Below are 18940 nucleotides of genomic sequence, written 5' to 3'. Positions count from 1 at the left end.
ACCGTAGGATGGGTTCGAGAAACCGGAGTGTGCGGCTTATGCCGCCCTTCGGTTTTTTTTATGCGCGTTTCTCAGGAGACGACAGCTAAGGCAGTTCCCTCCAGTGAGAAGAAAAGGGCCTTCCAGAATACCCATCTCATACTCCTGGTGTGAGATATCTTACTGAAACATGGGATTATCAAAAGGCATCGAGAACGCGACACTCCCATTCCTGCTCCTGTCACGGTTGGTCTGCCCATGCCTGAAGCCGCACGTCACTCACACTCTGCCGGACGTCAGCCCGTCCTCTTCCTGCCGCATGGTGGAGGGCCGTGCTTCTTCATGGACTGGCCGGATACGTGGGATGCCATGGCGGCTTATCTGCGCGGGGTGCGCGATACCCTTCCCCAGAAGCCAGATGCCATTCTGGTTGTATCTGGCCATTGGGAAACCGGAGTACCAACCGTAACCTCTGGTGCTCATCCGTCATTGATTTATGATTATTACGGCTTTCCACCCCACACCTATCAGCTTGACTATGCTGCACCGGGTTCACCCCAGTTAGCCCAAACAGTGCAACATCTGCTGGCGGAAGCAGGTATCGCCGCAGAACAAGATCCCCACCGTGGCTTTGACCACGGTGTCTTCATTCCTTTCATGCTGGCGTTTGAAAAGGCGGATATTCCCGTTGTGGAACTCTCTCTACAGCAGGATATGGACCCGGCCCAGCATCTGCGTATCGGGCAGGCTCTCGCGCCGCTGCGGGACCAGAACATCCTGATTGTGGGCACAGGCCTGACCTACCACAATCTGCGCCACTTCATGACGGGTGACCCACGTTCCAATGATGCCGCCCGCCAGTTTGACACATGGCTGACCCAAGCCATCACACAGCCGGAAACCCAACGTAATCAGGCACTCGTTCAGTGGGAAAGCGCGCCCGCCGCGCGCATCTGTCACCCCAGTGAAGACCATCTGCTTCCCCTGATGGTCGTTGCAGGTGCCGCAGGCACAGATTTGGGCGTCCGCACCTATAGCGACACGGTTATGGGCAAGGCTCTTTCCGGCTTCACCTTCGGCGGCTGATCTTTTTCCCGGCAGAGTACGAACCCAACGCTCTCGCGTTAGGACAAAGCGGACATATGCCTCTCTTCCTTTGTTCTCACCATTCCCCAAGGATGTTTCATTATGTCTAAAAGACTTCTCACATGCTCTCTTGCTGTTGTCGGCATGGCAGCTTCTCTCAGCATGGCGCTGGCAGAAGGCGCTCCCCAACAGGTTCAGAGCGGTACCTACAAAGTCGAACCCGGCCATACGCAGGTAGTATTCTCCCTGCTGCATTTCGGCTTTACCAATTATTCCGGCCTGTTCTCCGGTGCCAGCGGCACACTCGCTTTGGACAGCGTGCATCCTGCTGCGTCCAAACTGACCATTTCTCTTCCGGTCAGCAGCGTTCAAACCACCAGTGATAGACTAACAGACGAACTGAAGGGCGCGGACTGGCTGGACGCAGCCAAATACCCCACGGCCACCTTTGTTTCCACACAGGTCGCGCCCGATGGCAAAGGAGGAGCCTCCATCACCGGCAATTTCACTCTGCACGGCATCACCCGCCCCCTTACGTTACAGGCACGCTATGTGGGGTCTGGAGTAAACCCCATGGACAAAGCTTATACGGTCGGCTTCCAGGCGACAGGGGTCATTAAACGCAGTGAATTTGGCGTAAAAACCTACGTGCCAATGGTTGGCGATGAGGTGACACTTGCCATTGCTGGAGCATTTGAAAAGCAGAACTGACCGATCTGCGCCCCCTTCCCTGCCTTACCGGATGGGGGTTTTTCGGGCCGTTCCTTCCACCCTGCCCACCGGCGAATGATGAAGGGGCGCGCACCTCCCGCATGCCTCCAACAATCGTCCATTTTCTCCATAAGTCTCTGGATTAAAGAGAAAAATACATAATCTGCATTTTTTTTACCCAAACCCTGTTGCCAAACGAAAAATCCCCGCTATAAGACCCCTCATACCGACGCACACTACTGGTGAGCGTCAGGACTGCGGGTGTAGCTCAGTTGGTTAGAGCGCCGGCCTGTCACGCCGGAGGTCGCGGGTTCGAGCCCCGTCACTCGCGCCACTTTCTCTCAAAATACAAATTAAATGAGAAAATGGCGCGCCCCTCTCCTGTGGCATTTGATCCCATGCCAATCCCCCATCGTTTTTATCGTTAAACTGCTACCCGTTCCGGCATTTTTTACAGCCGAACCTATAGGTGACTTCTGTAGCCGCCCGTTGAATGTCAGCACGATAACGCCTTGGCCCTGTCGCCACGACCATGCTTCTGCCCGCAATCGCACGAAGCGTGCAGGGTAGGATTAGAGGGAGAATGTGCCTGGCAATTTAAGAAGCGCTGCACCTTATGCGTTGCAGAACCGCCCGCTGTCCGCAAAACGCCGCCCTTTTAAGGGAACCGTATTGGAGGGATGGTAGAAGCTATTTGAAAAGCCCTTCCCCAATAAACCCCGTAGATCTCTTGAGATCGAAAAGGCCGGTTTGAAAGTCCGATAGAGGATCTTTGGCACAAAAACCAATGGCCCAGAGGCGCAACACAAAGCCCCATCAGGTGGACGCCTCACTCTACCACACAGGCAATAATCGGGCTGGCCTTTTATGGATGGTGCCGAAAACCTGCTTTCCGGCAGAAAAAACCATTCTGATTGATCAGACTGGATCTACACTCTACTCCGCCATTGCCTCCGGCAGGCAGGCAGGCAGGCAGGCAGGCAAGAGATTGCAAACTTCCCCCCTCCTTTGAGCAAGCGTTGCGTTCCGCATGGAATGGAGAACGCTTCGCTTGCACGGTCAACAGAAGAAGGTAGGGGGCAGCTTTTCGACAATATAAAAACGTCTGACGCCCGCTGGCTGAGAATCAATCACCCAGTGCAGCAGCACCTTCCACAGCCACGGCAACAGCATGCACGGTTGCGGCAATACGCGCGGCGGTCTGAACAGCTTCCGCCCCCAGGGCTTCTCGCACAATTTTCTCGTGGCTGGTTACGCACAGGTCACAGCCGTTGATGACGGACACAGCCAGAGACCACAGTTCAAAATCCACTTTTTCCACACCGGGGCGCCCAATCACACTCATGCGGAGCTGTGCTGGCATCTTGGCATAGTCACCGCCTGCCATATGCACAAAGCGGTAGTAAATGTTGTTCATCCCCATGATAGCCGCAGCAGATTTGGCAGCACTCAGGGCTTGAGGGGAAAGCTTACCCCCAAATTCGGCAACAATAGCCTTGGTGACATCATCATTACGAGACGCGATGGCAGAGACAATGAACGTACCGGCAAGCTGCTGCTGCGTCAGGGCAATATCATTGGCGAGAGAGCTGAGATTCAACCTCAGATCCTTCGCATAATCGGGAATACGATCCTTCAGGGCATCAAGGGACATGGGTCAATCCGCAGAAATTAAAGAAAATAGGGGAAACGAGGCACCTTCTACCGGGAAAACTTACCGGACATCAGGCACTCTCAGCATTCGGGAAAGCAGGGCGTAGGGCCGCAGTACAAACCCGCATGGAGCAGACTCCTCGGGCTGCCGTCCCGTCACAGAGCAGGCAAACCGGAAGCGTTGCCTTCGCAGCAGACCGAAATCGCCACGAAGACAACCGCCAGATCAAAAACCATCAGAGACAGCATGATCTGGCTGATAAAGCAGAAGGATCAGACTTTGATGAAGTCGTCACCTTTCTTCCAGTTGCAGGGGCACAGTTCGTCGCTCTGCAGGCCATCCAGAATACGCACGATTTCCTGCGGGTTACGGCCCACGGACAGATCGTTCACGGACACGTGGCGAATGACGCCGTGCGGGTCCACAACAAAGGTTGCGCGCAGGGCCACACCGGCATCCTTCGCCATCACGCCTGTGCCTTCTGTCAGCTCACGCTTGATGTCAGCCAGCATCGGGATCGAGAGATCCTTCAGGTCTTCGTTGTGCAGGCGCCAGTTAAGGTGCACGAATTCGCTATCGATGGACACACCGTAAACAACGGCATCACGATCAGCGAAGTCTTTGGACAGCTTGCCAAATGCCACGATTTCCGTGGGGCAAACGAACGTGAAGTCTTTCGGCCAGAAGAAGACAACCTTCCATTTGCCAGCGTCAGACTTATCAGAAATCTGAACGAATTCGCCCTTCAGCCCTTCGGGACCACCCGGAACAGCAGTCAGATCAAAGCTCGGAAATTTATCACCAACGGTCAGCATCAGATTGCTCCTTATATGTTGGGCATATGTTACAGCGGCACATGCGCACCGCTGCCGCGGAAGTATCTATGGCGCGATGCGTCCATTCATGCCAATGAATATTTTATATCAAAACAATCGGAATGATCGATTAACAATCCCCCTCCTGTTCTTCAAAAGAGAATCATGTCTGCGCATCTGCTGCCAGCCGTAAACGTGTGAGGTCTGCCATGCTTCCCCTCCCTTCTGCCCAGCAACTTCGCTACCTGATTGCGCTTTCAGAACTCCGTCATTTTGGCAGGGCGGCGGCGGCCTGCGCCGTGACGCAATCCACGCTTTCGGCAGGCATCATGGCGCTCGAACGCCAGCTTGACGCCCAACTTCTGGACCGCACTGTGGGAAAGAAAGTGGTTTTCACACCGCTGGGGCATGACATTGCCAATAAGGGCCGACAGGCGCTGGAAGCGCTGGAAGCCGTGCCGCAACTGGCCGCCGCCGCCCGCACACCACTGACAGGCGCGCTACGGCTAGGCATTATTCCGACAATTGGCCCTTTTCTCCTGACTCCGCTGGTCAAAATCATCCGGCTGCGCTTCCCTCAGATTGTGCTCTCCCTGACAGAAGACACAACCGAACATCTCTTGGAGAAACTGTCCCTCGGGCGGCTGGATATGCTGGTGCTGGCCATGCCCTGCCTGTGTGATGGCACGGAAACGCTCCCCCTGTGGCAGGACCCGTTTCATGTTGTCATGCCGGAAGGCCACGACCTGAGCCACCTCACGCATGTGCCGGTGGAGCGTCTGGAAAACCAGCGCATGATCATGATGGAAGATGGCCACTGCCTGCGGGAGCAGACGCTCGCTGTCTGCCGCCAGGGCCGGGGATGGGACAGTTCGGACGGAGAAGGCGACTCCACATTCACAGCCACATCACTCCAGACCATGGTTGAAATGGTGGAACTGTCTCTGGGCATTGGGGTCGTGCCCGCATTGGCTATTGAAAACGGCCTTCTTCAGAATCATCGTGTTGTCGCCCGCCCGCTTTCCGGCGGTCCGGTGTGGCGCACCATCGGGCTGGCATGGCGCCCACGCTCCCCGCGCGCGGCGGATTTCCATACTCTGGCTTCAGCTTTTGCCACCCTTGCGCCCGCCAATCGGGAAACACCCAGGCCGGACCTTTCCGCAATCGGGAAAAAAGACACGGCCAGATCCAAATAAAACGGCAAGAAACCAGACCCAGAAGAAGAAATTCCGTCTGGAACCCTTGAGAAACATTGACTCGTACAGGCGGGGCCGGTATGTGCCCACTCAACTTGTTTCCAGTTCCTTAAGCATCGGCGGAGTAAAACGGGCCATGAAAATCAGAAACAGCCTGAAGTCAGCCAAGGTGCGCGATAAAGATTGCCGTGTCGTGCGGCGTCGCGGCCGGGTTTACGTCATCAACAAGAAGAACCCCCGCATGAAGGCTCGTCAGGGCTGATCCATGCCATCTCCGGCCTCTTCCGGCTGGCGTTTGACGCATGACATGCGCGCAACCCGTTTTTCCGCACGCCGGAGAAACGGGTTTTTGCATTTGCGCTCCCGTTTTCTGATACTCCTCATGGCTGGTTCCTGCCTGCTTGCCTCTGCCGGGCAGATAGTGGCGGCCCCCACTTCCACGGCACATCCACCTGCTTCTGCTGGCTCAGCCCCTTCCTCCGCCCCGCCCAAGGCTCCCACGCCTCCGCCCGCCGCTACATCACCTCAGCAGAGCAGCCACGATAACAAGCCTTCTGCCCCTTCTACCAAGAAACTGACCCGTCAGGACCGGATCGGCCTGTTGGCAGACCAGCTTGCCCACGCCAAGACGCCAGAAGAAGCCCATACGCTGGAAGACATGCTGGAAACCCTTCGTTCTGCCGGGCTTTCCCCCACAACCCAGCTTCTACTGCGTCGTGCACAGAAAGATGTGTCTGCGGAAAAACCAGATAACGCTGTGGACGATATGGGAGACGCCATAGCTCTCCAGCCAGACCAGGCCATTCTCTGGCGCTCACGCGCCCAGATGCGTCTGGTCGCCGGTGATCTGGCTGGAGCCGTGCAGGATCTGGGCGCAGCCCTCCAGCGGGACCCGAAAGATGCCCAGAGCTGGAACCTGCTGACAACAGTTGAAGAGCACCGCAATGATGGTCAGGCTGCACTAAAAGCCTGGCAGAAAATGCTGGATCTCAATCCCATGGCAGACAAAAATCACAAGCGTCTGGATGCGCTCCGTATTAAAGCCTTCGGCCAGCCTACCTGAGATACGCCCGTTCTATACGAGAGCAGTTTGAAGCATCTGGCAGATCAGCCCCACAAATCTGTTTGGGAGCGATGATGTTGGATACTTGTCCCGATAGCCTACCCCATCGCGCCTTCAAATCAGCCTTTCGACTCCTGTGCGGGCTGACTTTTCACACGGCGTCTAACGGCGGCACGTCTTAGGCCTGCTCGTTTTCAATCAGGCTTTTGCGGATTTTCCGCCCCCGTTCGATGCGGTCCACAATATACGCTTCATCTCCCCATCGGATGGCGCGTGCCATGGCTTGTGCGTCTTCCATGAAGCGCGCCAGCATTTCCAGAAGCGCATCCCGGTTTAACAGAAAGATATCGCGCCACATAATGGGGTCAGAAGCTGCGATACGGGTAAAATCCCGAAAGCCGGATGCGGCAAAATCCAGCACTTCCGAACGCGTTTCATCTGCCAGATCATCCGCCGTGCCACAAATGGTAAAGGCCAGCAGGTGCGGTAGGTGACTCACAATGGCGCAAACACGATCATGATGCGCCGGGGTCATTTCCCTCAGACGCGCCCCACACCGCTCCCACAAAGTGCGAATGGCGTCCACGGCTTCAACTGGTGTGTTGTCCAGCGGGGTCAACAAGCACCAGCGTTTTTCAAAGAGCGTAGCAAAACCTGCATCCGGCCCGGAAAACTCGGTGCCCGCCATTGGGTGCGCGGGCACATAAGGGACATCAGGCCGCAAATAAGGGGTAATGGCTTCTATGACCGAAACCTTGGTTGATCCCACTTCTGTCAGAATCGCACCCGGACGCATGGCGGGCAACACCTGCGCGGCAACAGGCCCCATTGCGCCCACAGGCACGCACAGCATGACACAATCAGCCTGCGCCACAGCCTCGGCAGCATCGGCCATGACTTCGTCTGCTATACCCAACTCGGATACGCGTGCCCTGACCTCTGGCGAAACATCAACCGCAATGACACGCCGAGCCAACCCTCCGAACTCCCGCGCACGCCGAAGGACAGAAGATCCGATCAACCCCGGCCCGACCACCACCAGCGTCTCGAACACAGGAGGAAGAGGCACCGCTGACGCAACGGGACGACTCTGGTTGTCAGGCATGGAAAGCCCCGCATCAGCCACGCCCGTCACTCCTTCACCACGGAAGAAGCCGGAACATAGCCAACCTCTGTTTTAGGCATGGGCTTGGCGCTTGGGGTCCGCAATCCACGCACTTCCATGAACTGCCACAGCAGCAATACCGGAATGCCAATAGCCAGTTCACGCCCACGCCGCAGGAGAGAAAGCCCGAGAGAGACGGAAGAATCGATTCCAAAGGCATGACCAAGGGCCATATAGGCTCCTTCCTGCACACCAAGACTCCCCGGCACCAGAAAGCCGAGTGACATGATGGCGCACGTCACACCCTCAACAGCCACCGCATTGGGAAAGGAGAGAGACGCACCAAGGAAACCCGCTGTCATCCACAGCATGGCGGCACTCCCCAGCCACCCCACCAGATGGTAGGCCGCAGAGGCGCAGATACGGCCAGGACGGCCCCATACTGCTTCCATCCGTTCCTGCAGATCATCCGCGCCATTGAGCACGCTGTCATGCCACTGAGACGCCAGACTGCGGGTAAACATCCCCCCAAAACGGCGGAAAATGCTGCCACCATGCCGTTGGGTCCAGATAAAGCCTGCCGTGCCGACAATCAGAAACACCGCCCCTATAATGACAGGCATCACAAACGGGCTGTTGCGCTGGTGGGCCACCAGAAACGCCACCCCCAGAAGCACAAAGGCCACCTGCCCCATCACTTCCGTGGTGATATCCACCAGATTGGCGCACGCAGCTTCTGGCAGATCGACCTGTCTGGCCTCACGCCCATGCAGGCCGTGCCCGGAACAGGTGGCCCGAATCCCGATGACAATCCCCCCAAGCTGGGAGAACGGCAGACAGGTTGCCGCAGCATCACGCACCATCCGCGCACCAAGCAGGCGCAGATAACCAATCTCGGGAAACGCAGCGTGCCAGGCAAGGCCCAGCACTCCGTCCACCGCCAACTGGCAGCATACCATCAGAAGAAAGCCGCCCAGACCAATACGCATAACAGCATGAACCACAGAGCCAAAACCGCTCCATGCCATGGCTGCCGTAATGGCCAAAAGGCCCAGCAAAGTGAGAAAAATCGTAAGCTTTTTCAAGGCCTAAGCTCTATCTGCCCGAGAAGCCCCCCTGGGCCTCCCAGCGCCTGGCGGCAGTCAGTCCATCCAGGAGGGCTTTGTTCGTGAGTGGAGGATCACTTACACCAGCACGGGGTCTGGCGCCACCTTGGAGGGCAGGATAAAGAGACAATCCAGCCGTTCGGGTTTCACACCCGTCCTTTTTATACCCTTGTGGGAGCGCACTTTCATGACCGCCCATACGCTCGTAACCGGCGCGACAGGTTTTGTCGGGTCTGCCGTAGCCCGTACGTTGCTGGAACGCGGCCACACCCTGAGACTGATGGTGCGTGAAGGCAGCGATCGCCGCAACATTGCCGATATTCCGGCCGAACTGGTGGATGGTGATCTGTCCCGCCCGGAAACCTTCGCCCGCGCGGTGGAAGGCTGCCGCTATGTGTTTCATGTTGCTGCTGATTACCGCCTGTGGGTGCCTGATCCCGCCCCCATGATGACGGCCAATGTAGAAGGCACGCGCCTGCTGATGCTGGCAGCGCAGAAAGCTGGCGTTGAACGCATTGTCTATTGTTCCTCCGTTGCGGCACTGGGCCTGATTGGCGACGGTACGGAATCGGATGAAGAGACTCCTGTGCAAGAGCATGGCGTCATTGGCATCTACAAGCGTTCAAAATATCGTGCGGAACAGGAAGTTCTGCGCCTGGTGCAGGAAAACGGCCTGCCCGCCGTTATTGTGAACCCGTCCACACCCGTTGGCCCGCGCGATATCCGGCCGACACCGACAGGCCAGATGATTCTGGACTGCGCAGCAGGCCGCATGCCCGCCTACGTGGATACGGGCGTGAATATTGTGCACGTGGATGATGTGGCAGAAGGCCATGCTCTGGCCCTCGAACGCGGCACCATTGGCGAGAAATACATTCTGGGCGGAGAAAACTACCTGCTGCGGGACCTGTTCGCCATGGTGTCTGAAATTGCCCATGTGCCACCGCCGCGCATCCGTCTGCCGCAGGAAGTGATCTGGCCTGTTGCCATTGTTTCAGAATGGCTTTCCCGTTCTTTTGGGTTCTCTCCGCGCGTTACGCGTGAGATGCTGGCCATGTCCCGCAAGAAAATGTTCTTTTCATCAGAAAAAGCCATCAAGGAACTGGGCTATTCTCCTCGCCCTGCCCGCAAGGCAGTGGAAGACGCCATTACCTGGTTCCGTAATAATGGAATGCTGAAATAAGGAGGCTGAGGGATGGTTTTCGGCCTGGCTGTTCTCTCCGCGCTCATCTGGTTCGGGCTCATCTTTTTCCACGGTAAATTCTGGCAGGGCGGGCCCATTCTCCGCCCAGCCAACCCTTCTCATACCCCTGCGGATATTGCCCCCAGTGTCACAGTGGTCATTCCAGCACGTGACGAGGCCGAAGGCATTGAAGCTGCGCTGGGCTCCCTGTTGCAGCAGGATTATCCCGGCAAGCTCTCCCTCATTCTGGTCAATGATCGCAGCGAGGACGATACGGGGGCCCTTGCCCGCAGCCTTCCAGACCCCATGGGGCGCCTTACAGTTCTTGATGGTGCGGACCCGTCTCCCGGTTGGAGCGGCAAGCTCTGGGCCGTGGCGCAGGGTGTGGCGGAAGCCCGCCGACAACAGGAACAGGACACCGGCTATATCCTGCTGACAGACGCGGATATCGTCCACGCACCGGCCCATGTTTCCACTCTGGTCGCCAAAGCCCAGACAGATGCCTTGCACATGGTTTCTGAAATGGTGGAGCTACAGTGTGAAAGCCTGCCAGAGCGCGCTCTGGTTCCGGCCTTTGTCTTCTTTTTCGCGCTGCTCTACCCCTTCGCCAAGGTCAATGACCCGGAAAGCCGCACCGCTGGCGCTGCGGGGGGCACCATTCTGATCCGGCGCGACACATTGGCCGAAATCGGCGGAATTGCCGCACTGAAAGGTGCGTTGATTGATGACTGCACATTGGCCACGTGCGTCAAACAGGCCGGAGGACGGCTGTATCTGGGTCATTCTTGCCTCGCCAAATCCATCCGCCCTTATCCGTATGTGGCTGATGTCTGGCGCATGATTGCCCGCACCGCTTATGTGCAGCTTCGTTTTTCGCCCGTGTTGCTGGTGCTCACGGTTCTCGCCATGTGCGTGGTGTGGGTGGCACCGGGCGTTATTGCGCTGTTTGGTCACGGTCTGGCCCGCTGGGTCGGGGCGGCCACATGGTTGGTCTCCATCGGCTCCTTCGTGCCAACCCTACGGCGTTTCCGTCTCTCCCCCTTGTGGGCACTGACCCTGCCGTTTGTGGCGCTTTTCTACACGGCGGCCACCATCGGTTCCGCGGTCAATCATTACTGTGGGCGTGGTGTGGTGTGGAAAAATCGCGCCTATCGGGAAGCTATTCCGAATGATGGCCGCATTAGCCCTGTCCCTGCGCAGCAGGAAGAACCGATTCGCTCCGCCCAGCGGGGTGCCGGCCCCGGCCGGTAACCCCACCCCAAGCAGAACAGGCGGAGCAATACCCCAACACCACAGGGCAGGCGAAAACCCGGTCCTGCTTCAACCCGGTACCCGGCCAGAAAATCTGTCTGCACGCGCAAGGAGTAGGCACGCCTGAACAGAGGGTGTAAAGGTCCGCTTCATGATAGCCAACCGCGCAGAGCCGAGCATGACCGAGACATCATCTGTATGGGGCACGGCAGACGTTTCCTCCGGCAAGGGTGCGTCTGACGAGAATTTTCCTGTTGGCTCCCTGCTGATCAGCAAGGCGCTGCGCCCGCATGTGCATGCCTATTACGCCTACGCCCGCGTGATTGATGACATTGCGGACTGTGAAACCCTGACACCAGAAGAAAAGCTGGCCCGCCTGAACGCCATGGAAGACGTTCTTCTGGGCAAGCGGGAAGCCATTACACGACAGGACTCCATGAGTGCCGCCGTGCTCCGGGCCTCTCTCACCCGCACTGGGGTTCCCTTTGAAACCGCGACAGATCTGATCATCGCCTTCCGGGATGATTCTCGCGGGGTGGAATACAAAACGTGGGATGACCTGCTGCGCTACTGCAAATATTCCGCCAATCCTGTCGGGCGCTTCCTTATTCAGTTGCACCGTGAAAGCCTCAATGCTTTTCCGGCATCTGATGCGCTGTGCACCTCTCTCCAGATTCTGAACCATCTACAGGACTGTCAGGGGGACCTGATCCGGCTGAAACGCTGCTACCTGCCGTCAGACATGCTGGCGCTGGCTGGAGCATCGCAAGAGGACATTCTGGCCGGACACACCAGCCCGCGCCTGCGCCGCGTCTTCAATACCCTGCTGGATGGTGTGGACGATCTCAACCGTCAGGCCTCCACGCTTCCCTCCCATATTAAAGACCGCCGTTTCCGTATGGAATGTGCCGCCATTGTGGAACTGGCCAAGCGGCTGACCCTGCGCCTGCGCCGGGAAGATCCTCTGGCCGGGCGGGTTGCCCTGAAACGAACTGATGCCATGCATGCAGCCCTTGCGGCCCTGCGGGGATGGTCTTGAGCTTTCCCTCTGCCGGAAGTTCTGTAAAAAGACCGTGTTTCGAACAACCATGAACCAACAGGTGGAAAGCGCGTGACAGCCGAAGACATCCAGACGCATGACAAGCCAACCCCGCTTGGGTGTGATCCTGCTGATCTGGCGTGGGTAGAAAGCACAGTAAAACAGGCTGGCACATCCTTTGCCGCCGGCATGCGCATTCTGCCCCCCATGCGCCGCTACGGCATGTATGCCATCTATGCCTTCTGCCGCGTGGTGGATGACATTGCCGATGGGTATGAACCCATGGAAGAGCGCAAGGCCCGTCTGGACGCATGGCATCAGCACATTGCTGATCTCTATGATGGCAAGGCGATTGACCCGCTTGACCGCGTTCTGATGGCTACCATCCGTTTCTTCTCCCTTCGGCAGGAAGATTTTGATGCGGTGATTGACGGCATGATCATGGATGCCGAAAACACCATTGTTGCCCCGGATGAAAAAACGCTTGATCTGTATTGTGATCGCGTAGCCTCCGCCGTTGGTCGCCTTTCTGTCCGTATTTTTGGGGACAGCACGCAGGAAGCGGACAAGGTGGCGCATCACCTCGGCCGCGCTTTACAGTTGACCAACATCCTGCGTGACATTGCAGAAGATGCCGCGCGTGGTCGGCTTTATCTGCCTGGCGATCTTCTGACACGCTTCAATGTGCCGCATGATCCCATTAAGGCGCTCTCGGCTCCCGGCTTGCAGGATGTGGCCAACATTCTGGCCGCCCGTGCGGAGGATCATTTCCGTGCCGCTTTTGCCACCATGCGCCACTGCCGCCCCAAGGCCATGCTGCCAGCTCGCATCATGGGGGCAAGCTATGAGGCTGTGCTGGTGGCCATGCGGAAGCGCGGCTGGAGCAGCGCTGTCTTGCTGGACCGGCCTCACACCTCCACTCTGGGCAAGGCCTTCTGGCTGACCGCCTCCTACCTCCCGTAAGCTGAGAGCGGAAAGAGCACACAGAATGGCAGGCACCCTGCACATTATTGGCGGCGGCATGGCCGGACTGGCCGCAGCAGTAGAAGCGGCTGGCGCTGGCAAGCATATTGTGCTGCACGAAGCCGGACGCGCCTGTGGCGGTCGTGCCCGTTCCTATGAAGATCGTCAGATCGGGTGCCGGATTGATAACGGGAACCATCTGCTTCTTTCCGCCAACAAGACCGTGTTCCGCTATCTGGCCATGACCGGCGGGCTGGACACGTTAACAGGCCCGCGGGAACCCCTGTTTCCGTTTGTCGATCTGGCCGAAGATGCACGCTGGACGCTTGATCTCTCCCGCGGGCGGGTTCCGTGGTGGGTCTTCCAGCCGCATCGCCGGGTGCCGGATATGCGACTGGTGGAATTGCGCAGCCTGCAAAAGCTGATGTCCGCCAAGGAAGATCAGACCGTGGCCGAGTGCCTGCTGCCGGGTGCCTTTTCCCGCCGTCTGCTTGAGCCCTTTGCTATTTCCGCACTCAACACCCCCTGCGAGACAGGGAGCGCTGCCCTCCTTGGCGCGGTCATTCGGGAATCCCTCTCTCTGGGTGGGGAAGCCTGTGTGCCATGGTATGCGCGGGATGGATTGTCCGAGACACTAGTGGACCCTGCGCTGGCGCATCTGCGTGTGATGCAGGCGGAAATCCGGACCCAAAGCCGCATTGGCAGCCTGGATATTGAGCGTGGCCGTATTACTGCCCTGCACGGCCCAGAAGGCAGTATTCCGCTGACGGACGACGATTTTGTTATTCTTGCCGTGCCTGCCCCGGTTGCCGCCAGCCTGCTGGATGGCCGCGTGCAGGGCTTTACCGCACCTGATGCGTTTGAAAGCATCCTGAACCTGCATTTCCGTCTGGCAGCCCCCCCGCGCCCGCTTGGCACATTCGCCAAAAGTGGATTCATGGGACTGGTGGGCAGCATTGCGGAGTGGGTTTTCCTGCGGGATGACATTCTCTCCGTAACGGTCAGCGCCGCAAACCGCTTTGCGGAACAGGACCCGGATGAACTGGCCCGCACCATCTGGCAGGATGTCCGCCATGCGTGTGACCCGGTTCTGATGGAAGCCCTGCCAGACACCCCGCCCCAGCAACGGGTGGTGTGGGAAAAACGGGCCACCTTTGCCGCCACCCCAGAACAGAACCGCCTGCGGCCCGGCCCGGCAACGGCGCTGGTCAATCTGGCGCTGGCTGGTGACTGGACGGCAACCGGATTGCCCGCCACACTGGAAGGCGCAATGCGCTCAGGTGTAAGGGCTGTTTATACGCTTGGGCTTCGCTCTCCGTCATGATCCTATCATGTCGGGCTTTTTCCAATTCAATGCTGAAAGCTAAAAGGAACAATCGACATGGCCGCTGACGGCAGCGCTTTTTCCGACGCCCCCGTTTCCAAAGAAACACTGGATCGCGCAGTCACAAACGCTCATGCCGCATTGGGCAAGCGCCAGCAGGCTGATGGCCACTGGGTTTACGAACTTGAAGCTGACGCCACCATCCCGGCGGAATATGTGCTGCTTGAGCACTATCTGGACCGTATTGATGATGCGCTTGAACAGAAAATAGGGAACTACCTGCGCCGTATCCAGAGCAAGGATCACGGTGGCTGGCCACTGTATCACAACGGCAAGTTTGATCTCTCCGCTTCGGTAAAAGCCTATTTCGCGCTTAAAGCCGTTGGGGATGACATCAACGCGCCGCACATGCGCCGGGCACGGGAAGCCATTCTGGATCACGGTGGCGCAGAGCGCACCAACGTGTTCACCCGGTGTCAGTTGGCCCTGTTTGGAGATGCCCCGTGGCGCGCCACGCCGGTCATGCCGGTGGAACTGATGCTGCTGCCCCGCAAGGCATTCTTCTCGGTATGGAACATGTCTTACTGGTCCCGCACGGTGGTGGCGCCCCTGCTGGTTCTTGCGGCCCTCAAACCTATTGCCATCAACCCGCGCCAGATTCACGTGCGCGAACTGTTTGTAACCCCCCCGGAAGTGGTGAAAGACTGGATCCGTGGTCCTTACCGTTCCGTCTGGGGCCGGGTCTTCAAGGGGCTGGATACGGTTCTGCGCCCGGTTCTGCCGTTTATTCCGACCCAAACGCATGACAAAGCCATCAAGGCGGCAGTGGACTTCATTGAACCCCGCCTGAACGGAGAAGATGGACTGGGTGCCATTTATCCGGCCATGGCCAACGTGGTCATGATGTACCGGGCTCTTGGTGTGCCAGATGAAGATCCCCGCGCGGTAACGGCATGGAAAGCGGTGCAGAAGCTGCTGGTCATCAAGGATGATGAAGCCTACTGCCAACCCTGCGTCTCCCCCATTTGGGATACCGGCCTGTCTGGCCATGCCATGCTTGAAGCCGCCTCCGGCCCCAATGGTGTGGCTCCGGAAGAAACGCTCACGGAACTCCGCAAAGCCAGCGCATGGCTACGCGACAAGCAGATTCTGGACGTGAAGGGCGACTGGGCCATCAACAAGCCTGACCTTGCCCCCGGCGGCTGGGCCTTCCAGTACGGCAATGATTATTATCCGGATGTGGATGATACCGCTGTTGTTGGCATGCTGCTGCACCGTGAAAGTGACCCGGCCAATGCCGAGGCTCTGGAACGCGCCCGCCAGTGGATTATCGGTATGCAGAGCACCAACGGAGGTTGGGGCGCCTTTGATATCGATAACAACAAGGATCTGCTCAACCACATTCCGTTTGCAGACCATGGCGCGCTGCTTGACCCGCCGACAGCGGACGTTACGGCACGCTGCATCTCCTTCCTGGCCCAGCTTGGCCATGTGGAAGATCAGGCAGTTATTGACCGTGCCATAGAATATCTGCGCAAGGATCAGGAAGAAGACGGTTCCTGGTTTGGCCGTTGGGGCACCAACTACATTTATGGCACATGGTCTGTTCTGTGCGCCTTCAACGCGGCGGGTATCTCACATGATGATCCGGCTGTGGTGAAAGCAGTGGAATGGCTGCGCTCCGTTCAAGGCGCCGATGGTGGCTGGGGTGAAGGCTGCGAATCCTATGAAGGCGGCGCACATGGCACCTATGGCGAGAGCCTGCCGTCCCAGACCGCATGGGCTACGCTGGGCCTGATGGCCGCTGGCCGCCGGGATGATCCTGCCGTAGCAAAGGGCATGGCATGGCTGGCCGAACAGCAGGATGAAAACGGCGAATGGCATGAAGATCCCTACAATGCCGTTGGATTCCCGAAGGTGTTCTACCTGCGCTACCACGGTTACAAGCAGTTCTTCCCGCTGATGGCGCTGGCCCGCTACCGTAATCTGGAAAGCAGCAACACCCGCCGCGTCGCGTTCGGGTTCTGAGGCTCCATGGCGCAATCTGCTCAGCCATCCCCATCCCGGCCGGGTATTCTGGTCGGGCTTAAGGCCGAAGCCCGCTTTATCCGGCAGGTTTTTCCGCATGCGGCCATCGCCGCCAGCGGGGCCTGCCGTGCGGGCGCCCTGCGGGAAGCCGCTCGCCTTGCGGCCTGTGGTGCAGATTGCCTTCTCTCTTTCGGGCTTGCCGCTGGCCTCGACCCGGATTTGCCTGCGGGCAGCATTATCGTGCCGGAAAAAGTCTCGGCATGGGGCAGTGCTTACACGGCAGACGCTACCTTGCGCCACATTCTGGGGGCCGGGCAGTCTGGTGTCCTAAGCGGATCATTGCTCCACAGTGACGATGTTGTGTTGAACGCGGATGAAAAGGCGCGTCTGTTCGCGTCTTCTCATTGTGCTGCGCTGGATATGGAAAGTGGTTTTCTGGCCCGTGCTGCTGATGAGGCTGGGCTACCATTCGCCGTACTGCGGGTGGTATGTGATCCCGCAACCCGTTCTCTTCCTTCCATTGCAGGCACAGTGTTGTCACCCGATGGTGGCCTGAAGGTTGGGGCGCTTACAAAGTCCCTTCTGCGCCATCCGGGCCAGATTCCGGGGCTTATTGCCCTGGGCCGGGACGCAGGAATGGCTCGCTCAGCCATGCAGACTTTTCTGAACCACCAGCGCGCCCAACCGGCCTTTGCGCGTTTGGCTGCCTGAACAGCCTCTTTAAAAAATAAGCTCAGCCGGAAAGCTCACGCAGTCTGAGCCGTTTTCCATTTCACCCTATTGCTGCCCCTTTTTCGTTCCGTCGTGAGAGAACACGGCCCAACAGTCCCTTTTTCAGCATTAACGCCCCGTATGCATTATTCTCTCGGAAAAGCCGGACATTTTTGGGCGCTGACAAGACGCGCCTTACCCCACGATATCTGCCAAAAAATCATTCTATTCAGGCAAGGCAACCTTCCCTCATTGCGGCAGCCAGCATTTTCACACTCTTCAGCACGCGGCAGATTTGCTTGCTATCCCTGCGCCTCGGGGAACGACGACCGGCGTTTGTCTGTTACAAATTCCTGAAAAAGTGCTCGGCATGAGGCGTATCAATACGGGCATCACCCGTTTAACGTTATGCTCGCAAACGCCTTCTCCACTATCAAGCAACGGGAGCCCCTGGGTTGTCAGACGTCATACTGGCCTTCAATTGCGGATCATCCAGCCTGAAATTCACGTTGTTCCGTTTGCAGGCACACGCTGCTCCAGCCGTGCTGGCACATGGCGCAGTTGAAACAACGCCCGACTCCCCACGCTTTCATGCTGTGGACAACACAGGCACCGTTCTGGCGGATTGTACCTGGAGCCAGCCAGACCATACGGATAAAACAGCCCCGTTTTCGCTTGGTCCGCTTTTCAAATGGATAGAAAGCCATCTTGACGGAGGGAAAGTGGTGGCTGTGGGCCACCGTGTGGTTCATGGCGGCCCTGATTTTATCGCTCCGGTGCGCATTACGCCGGATATTCTGGCGCAACTGGAAAAGCTGACGCCCTTCGCCCCCCTGCATCAGACCGTTACACTCGCCCCGATCAAAGTGATCGCGCGCGAACGCCCTGATCTTCCGCAGATTGCCTGTTTTGATACAGGCTTCCACCACACCATGCCCCCGCTGGCCAAATTACTACCCCTTCCCCGCCGATACGATCAGGCAGGCGTACGGCGCTACGGTTTTCATGGCCTTTCCTACGCCTATATCTCCTCCCGCCTGCGCGAGATTGATCCCAAACTTGCGCAGGGCCGAACCATTGTTGCGCATCTGGGCAGCGGGGCCAGCCTGTGCGCCCTGAAAAACGGCCAGAGCATTGAAACCACCATGGGGTTCTCCGCGCTGGACGGACTGATGATGGGCACGCGCTGCGGTGCACTGGACCCCGGGGTCCTGCTCTACATGATGCAGGAGGAAGGCGCGGGATGGCATACCATTGTTGATATCCTCTACCATCAATCCGGCCTGCTGGGCGTGTCCGGTCTTGCGGCAGATATGCGCTCCCTCCGCGAGCAGGCAAAGGCGTCCACTCCACAAGCTGCCAATGCGCGGGAAGCCCTCAATCTGTTCGCCTATCGCGTGGTGCAGGAAATCGGCGCCCTTACGGCCATCCTGCAAGGGCTGGATGGGCTCGTCTTCACCGCAGGCATTGGCGAGAATGATGCCGCCCTCCGGGCAGAGGTGTGTACTGCCCTGCACTGGGTTGGTGTGCGCCTGGATGCGGAGGCCAACCAGCGCCATGCCCCCATTATCAGCACGCCCGATAGTTCCGTCATCATCCGCGTGGAGCCAACAAATGAAGAACTGATGATCTGCAAGGATGTCATCTCAACGCTGGATCTACTGGCCAAAGCCTCTCCGGCCTGACCCTTGCGCCTCCTGCTTCCGGCCTCTTTCCTGAAAAAGGA

At 58.1% G+C, this 18940-nt stretch carries 18 protein-coding genes and 1 tRNA gene; 15 read left to right on the top strand and 4 right to left on the bottom strand.

The window, feature by feature from the left end; genetic code table 11:
• Window positions 1-237: 237 nt before the first annotated feature.
• The 4 genes from ASN_RS10075 to ASN_RS10060 all read left to right on the top strand — a co-directional run bounded on the left by ASN_RS10075 (window position 238) and on the right by ASN_RS10060 (window position 2788).
• Window positions 238-1065, top strand: coding sequence for a DODA-type extradiol aromatic ring-opening family dioxygenase (locus tag ASN_RS10075; RefSeq protein ID WP_058988097.1), 828 nt, complete (start codon window positions 238-240; stop codon window positions 1063-1065).
• Window positions 1066-1167: 102 nt separating this feature from the next.
• Window positions 1168-1776 (top strand): YceI family protein, encoded by a 609-nt coding sequence (locus tag ASN_RS10070; protein WP_058988096.1) that lies wholly within the window; start codon window positions 1168-1170, stop codon window positions 1774-1776.
• Window positions 1777-2033: 257 nt separating this feature from the next.
• Window positions 2034-2110 (top strand) — tRNA-Asp (locus ASN_RS10065).
• Between the two features lie 453 nt (window positions 2111-2563).
• Window positions 2564-2788 (top strand): hypothetical protein, encoded by a 225-nt coding sequence (locus tag ASN_RS10060; protein ID WP_058988095.1) that lies wholly within the window; start codon window positions 2564-2566, stop codon window positions 2786-2788.
• 114 nt (window positions 2789-2902) lie between these two features.
• On the opposite strand, the gene ASN_RS10055 is transcribed toward ASN_RS10060, so the two are convergent.
• Both ASN_RS10055 and ASN_RS10050 read right to left on the bottom strand, forming a co-directional pair.
• A complete protein-coding gene (locus tag ASN_RS10055) occupies window positions 2903-3430 on the bottom strand; it encodes a carboxymuconolactone decarboxylase family protein (protein WP_006558197.1) in 528 nt (175 codons plus the stop codon).
• A gap of 272 nt (window positions 3431-3702) precedes the next feature.
• Window positions 3703-4245: a peroxiredoxin gene (locus ASN_RS10050; protein WP_006558198.1), complete on the bottom strand. Its 543-nt coding sequence runs from the start codon at window positions 4243-4245 to the stop codon at window positions 3703-3705.
• Between the two features lie 209 nt (window positions 4246-4454).
• On the opposite strand from ASN_RS10050, the gene ASN_RS10045 reads away from it, so the two are divergent.
• From ASN_RS10045 to ASN_RS10035, 3 genes are all read left to right on the top strand, one after another.
• The gene (locus ASN_RS10045; RefSeq protein ID WP_006558199.1) at window positions 4455-5441 is read left to right on the top strand and encodes a hydrogen peroxide-inducible genes activator; all 987 of its coding nucleotides are present in this window, start codon (window positions 4455-4457) and stop codon (window positions 5439-5441) included.
• Between the two features lie 136 nt (window positions 5442-5577).
• Window positions 5578-5703, top strand: coding sequence for a type B 50S ribosomal protein L36 (ykgO, locus tag ASN_RS10040; protein ID WP_003625637.1), 126 nt, complete (start codon window positions 5578-5580; stop codon window positions 5701-5703).
• 3 nt (window positions 5704-5706) lie between these two features.
• Window positions 5707-6504 carry a tetratricopeptide repeat protein gene (locus tag ASN_RS10035; protein ID WP_058988094.1) on the top strand — a complete coding sequence of 266 codons (798 nt, stop codon included), beginning with the start codon at window positions 5707-5709 and terminating at the stop codon, window positions 6502-6504.
• Between the two features lie 178 nt (window positions 6505-6682).
• On the opposite strand, the gene ASN_RS10030 is transcribed toward ASN_RS10035, so the two are convergent.
• Together ASN_RS10030 and ASN_RS10025 are read right to left on the bottom strand one after the other, a co-directional pair.
• A complete protein-coding gene (locus tag ASN_RS10030; RefSeq protein WP_058989274.1) occupies window positions 6683-7609 on the bottom strand; it encodes a prephenate dehydrogenase/arogenate dehydrogenase family protein in 927 nt (308 codons plus the stop codon).
• Window positions 7610-7635: 26 nt separating this feature from the next.
• Window positions 7636-8637 carry a lysylphosphatidylglycerol synthase domain-containing protein gene (locus tag ASN_RS10025; protein WP_407922310.1) on the bottom strand — a complete coding sequence of 334 codons (1002 nt, stop codon included), beginning with the start codon at window positions 8635-8637 and terminating at the stop codon, window positions 7636-7638.
• A 265-nt stretch (window positions 8638-8902) separates the two neighbouring features.
• Between ASN_RS10025 and hpnA the strand changes: the two genes are divergently transcribed.
• From hpnA to ASN_RS09985, 8 genes are all read left to right on the top strand, one after another.
• Window positions 8903-9898, top strand: coding sequence for a hopanoid-associated sugar epimerase (gene hpnA, locus ASN_RS10020; RefSeq protein ID WP_006558203.1), 996 nt, complete (start codon window positions 8903-8905; stop codon window positions 9896-9898).
• A 12-nt stretch (window positions 9899-9910) separates the two neighbouring features.
• Window positions 9911-11149, top strand: coding sequence for a glycosyltransferase (locus ASN_RS10015; RefSeq protein WP_058988092.1), 1239 nt, complete (start codon window positions 9911-9913; stop codon window positions 11147-11149).
• Between the two features lie 178 nt (window positions 11150-11327).
• Window positions 11328-12188 (top strand): squalene synthase HpnC, encoded by an 861-nt coding sequence (gene hpnC, locus ASN_RS10010; RefSeq protein ID WP_058989273.1) that lies wholly within the window; start codon window positions 11328-11330, stop codon window positions 12186-12188.
• Between the two features lie 72 nt (window positions 12189-12260).
• Entirely contained in the window at window positions 12261-13151 is an 891-nt protein-coding gene (gene hpnD / locus ASN_RS10005) for a presqualene diphosphate synthase HpnD (RefSeq protein ID WP_035382465.1), read from the top strand.
• A gap of 25 nt (window positions 13152-13176) precedes the next feature.
• Window positions 13177-14475 carry a hydroxysqualene dehydroxylase HpnE gene (gene hpnE, locus ASN_RS10000; RefSeq protein WP_058988091.1) on the top strand — a complete coding sequence of 433 codons (1299 nt, stop codon included), beginning with the start codon at window positions 13177-13179 and terminating at the stop codon, window positions 14473-14475.
• 57 nt (window positions 14476-14532) lie between these two features.
• Window positions 14533-16503 (top strand): squalene--hopene cyclase, encoded by a 1971-nt coding sequence (shc, locus tag ASN_RS09995; RefSeq protein ID WP_058988090.1) that lies wholly within the window; start codon window positions 14533-14535, stop codon window positions 16501-16503.
• A 6-nt stretch (window positions 16504-16509) separates the two neighbouring features.
• Window positions 16510-17214 (top strand): phosphorylase family protein, encoded by a 705-nt coding sequence (locus tag ASN_RS09990; protein WP_058988089.1) that lies wholly within the window; start codon window positions 16510-16512, stop codon window positions 17212-17214.
• Between the two features lie 455 nt (window positions 17215-17669).
• On the top strand, window positions 17670-18899 hold the full coding sequence (locus ASN_RS09985) for an acetate/propionate family kinase (protein WP_058988088.1): 1230 nt from the start codon (window positions 17670-17672) through the stop codon (window positions 18897-18899).
• The last annotated feature ends 41 nt before the right edge of the window (window positions 18900-18940 follow it).

It is taken from the genome of Acetobacter senegalensis, assembly GCF_001499615.1.
In the GTDB taxonomy this organism is placed as follows: Bacteria; Pseudomonadota; Alphaproteobacteria; order Acetobacterales; family Acetobacteraceae; genus Acetobacter; species Acetobacter senegalensis.
Note: the sequence above shows the minus strand (reverse complement) of the source record. Positions and strands in the feature narration are given on the sequence as shown.

Coding starts and splice junctions, on each gene's coding strand:
- ASN_RS10075 (WP_058988097.1), top strand. CDS start 238: ATGCCTGAAGCCGCACGTCACTCACACTCTGCCGGACGTCAGCCCGTC.
- ASN_RS10070 (WP_058988096.1), top strand. CDS start 1,168: ATGTCTAAAAGACTTCTCACATGCTCTCTTGCTGTTGTCGGCATGGCA.
- ASN_RS10060 (WP_058988095.1), top strand. CDS start 2,564: ATGGCCCAGAGGCGCAACACAAAGCCCCATCAGGTGGACGCCTCACTC.
- ASN_RS10055 (WP_006558197.1), bottom strand. CDS start 3,430: ATGTCCCTTGATGCCCTGAAGGATCGTATTCCCGATTATGCGAAGGAT.
- ASN_RS10050 (WP_006558198.1), bottom strand. CDS start 4,245: ATGCTGACCGTTGGTGATAAATTTCCGAGCTTTGATCTGACTGCTGTT.
- ASN_RS10045 (WP_006558199.1), top strand. CDS start 4,455: ATGCTTCCCCTCCCTTCTGCCCAGCAACTTCGCTACCTGATTGCGCTT.
- ykgO (WP_003625637.1), top strand. CDS start 5,578: ATGAAAATCAGAAACAGCCTGAAGTCAGCCAAGGTGCGCGATAAAGAT.
- ASN_RS10035 (WP_058988094.1), top strand. CDS start 5,707: ATGCCATCTCCGGCCTCTTCCGGCTGGCGTTTGACGCATGACATGCGC.
- ASN_RS10030 (WP_058989274.1), bottom strand. CDS start 7,609: ATGCCTGACAACCAGAGTCGTCCCGTTGCGTCAGCGGTGCCTCTTCCT.
- ASN_RS10025 (WP_407922310.1), bottom strand. CDS start 8,637: ATGGCATGGAGCGGTTTTGGCTCTGTGGTTCATGCTGTTATGCGTATT.
- hpnA (WP_006558203.1), top strand. CDS start 8,903: ATGACCGCCCATACGCTCGTAACCGGCGCGACAGGTTTTGTCGGGTCT.
- ASN_RS10015 (WP_058988092.1), top strand. CDS start 9,911: ATGGTTTTCGGCCTGGCTGTTCTCTCCGCGCTCATCTGGTTCGGGCTC.
- hpnC (WP_058989273.1), top strand. CDS start 11,328: ATGACCGAGACATCATCTGTATGGGGCACGGCAGACGTTTCCTCCGGC.
- hpnE (WP_058988091.1), top strand. CDS start 13,177: ATGGCAGGCACCCTGCACATTATTGGCGGCGGCATGGCCGGACTGGCC.
- shc (WP_058988090.1), top strand. CDS start 14,533: ATGGCCGCTGACGGCAGCGCTTTTTCCGACGCCCCCGTTTCCAAAGAA.
- ASN_RS09990 (WP_058988089.1), top strand. CDS start 16,510: ATGGCGCAATCTGCTCAGCCATCCCCATCCCGGCCGGGTATTCTGGTC.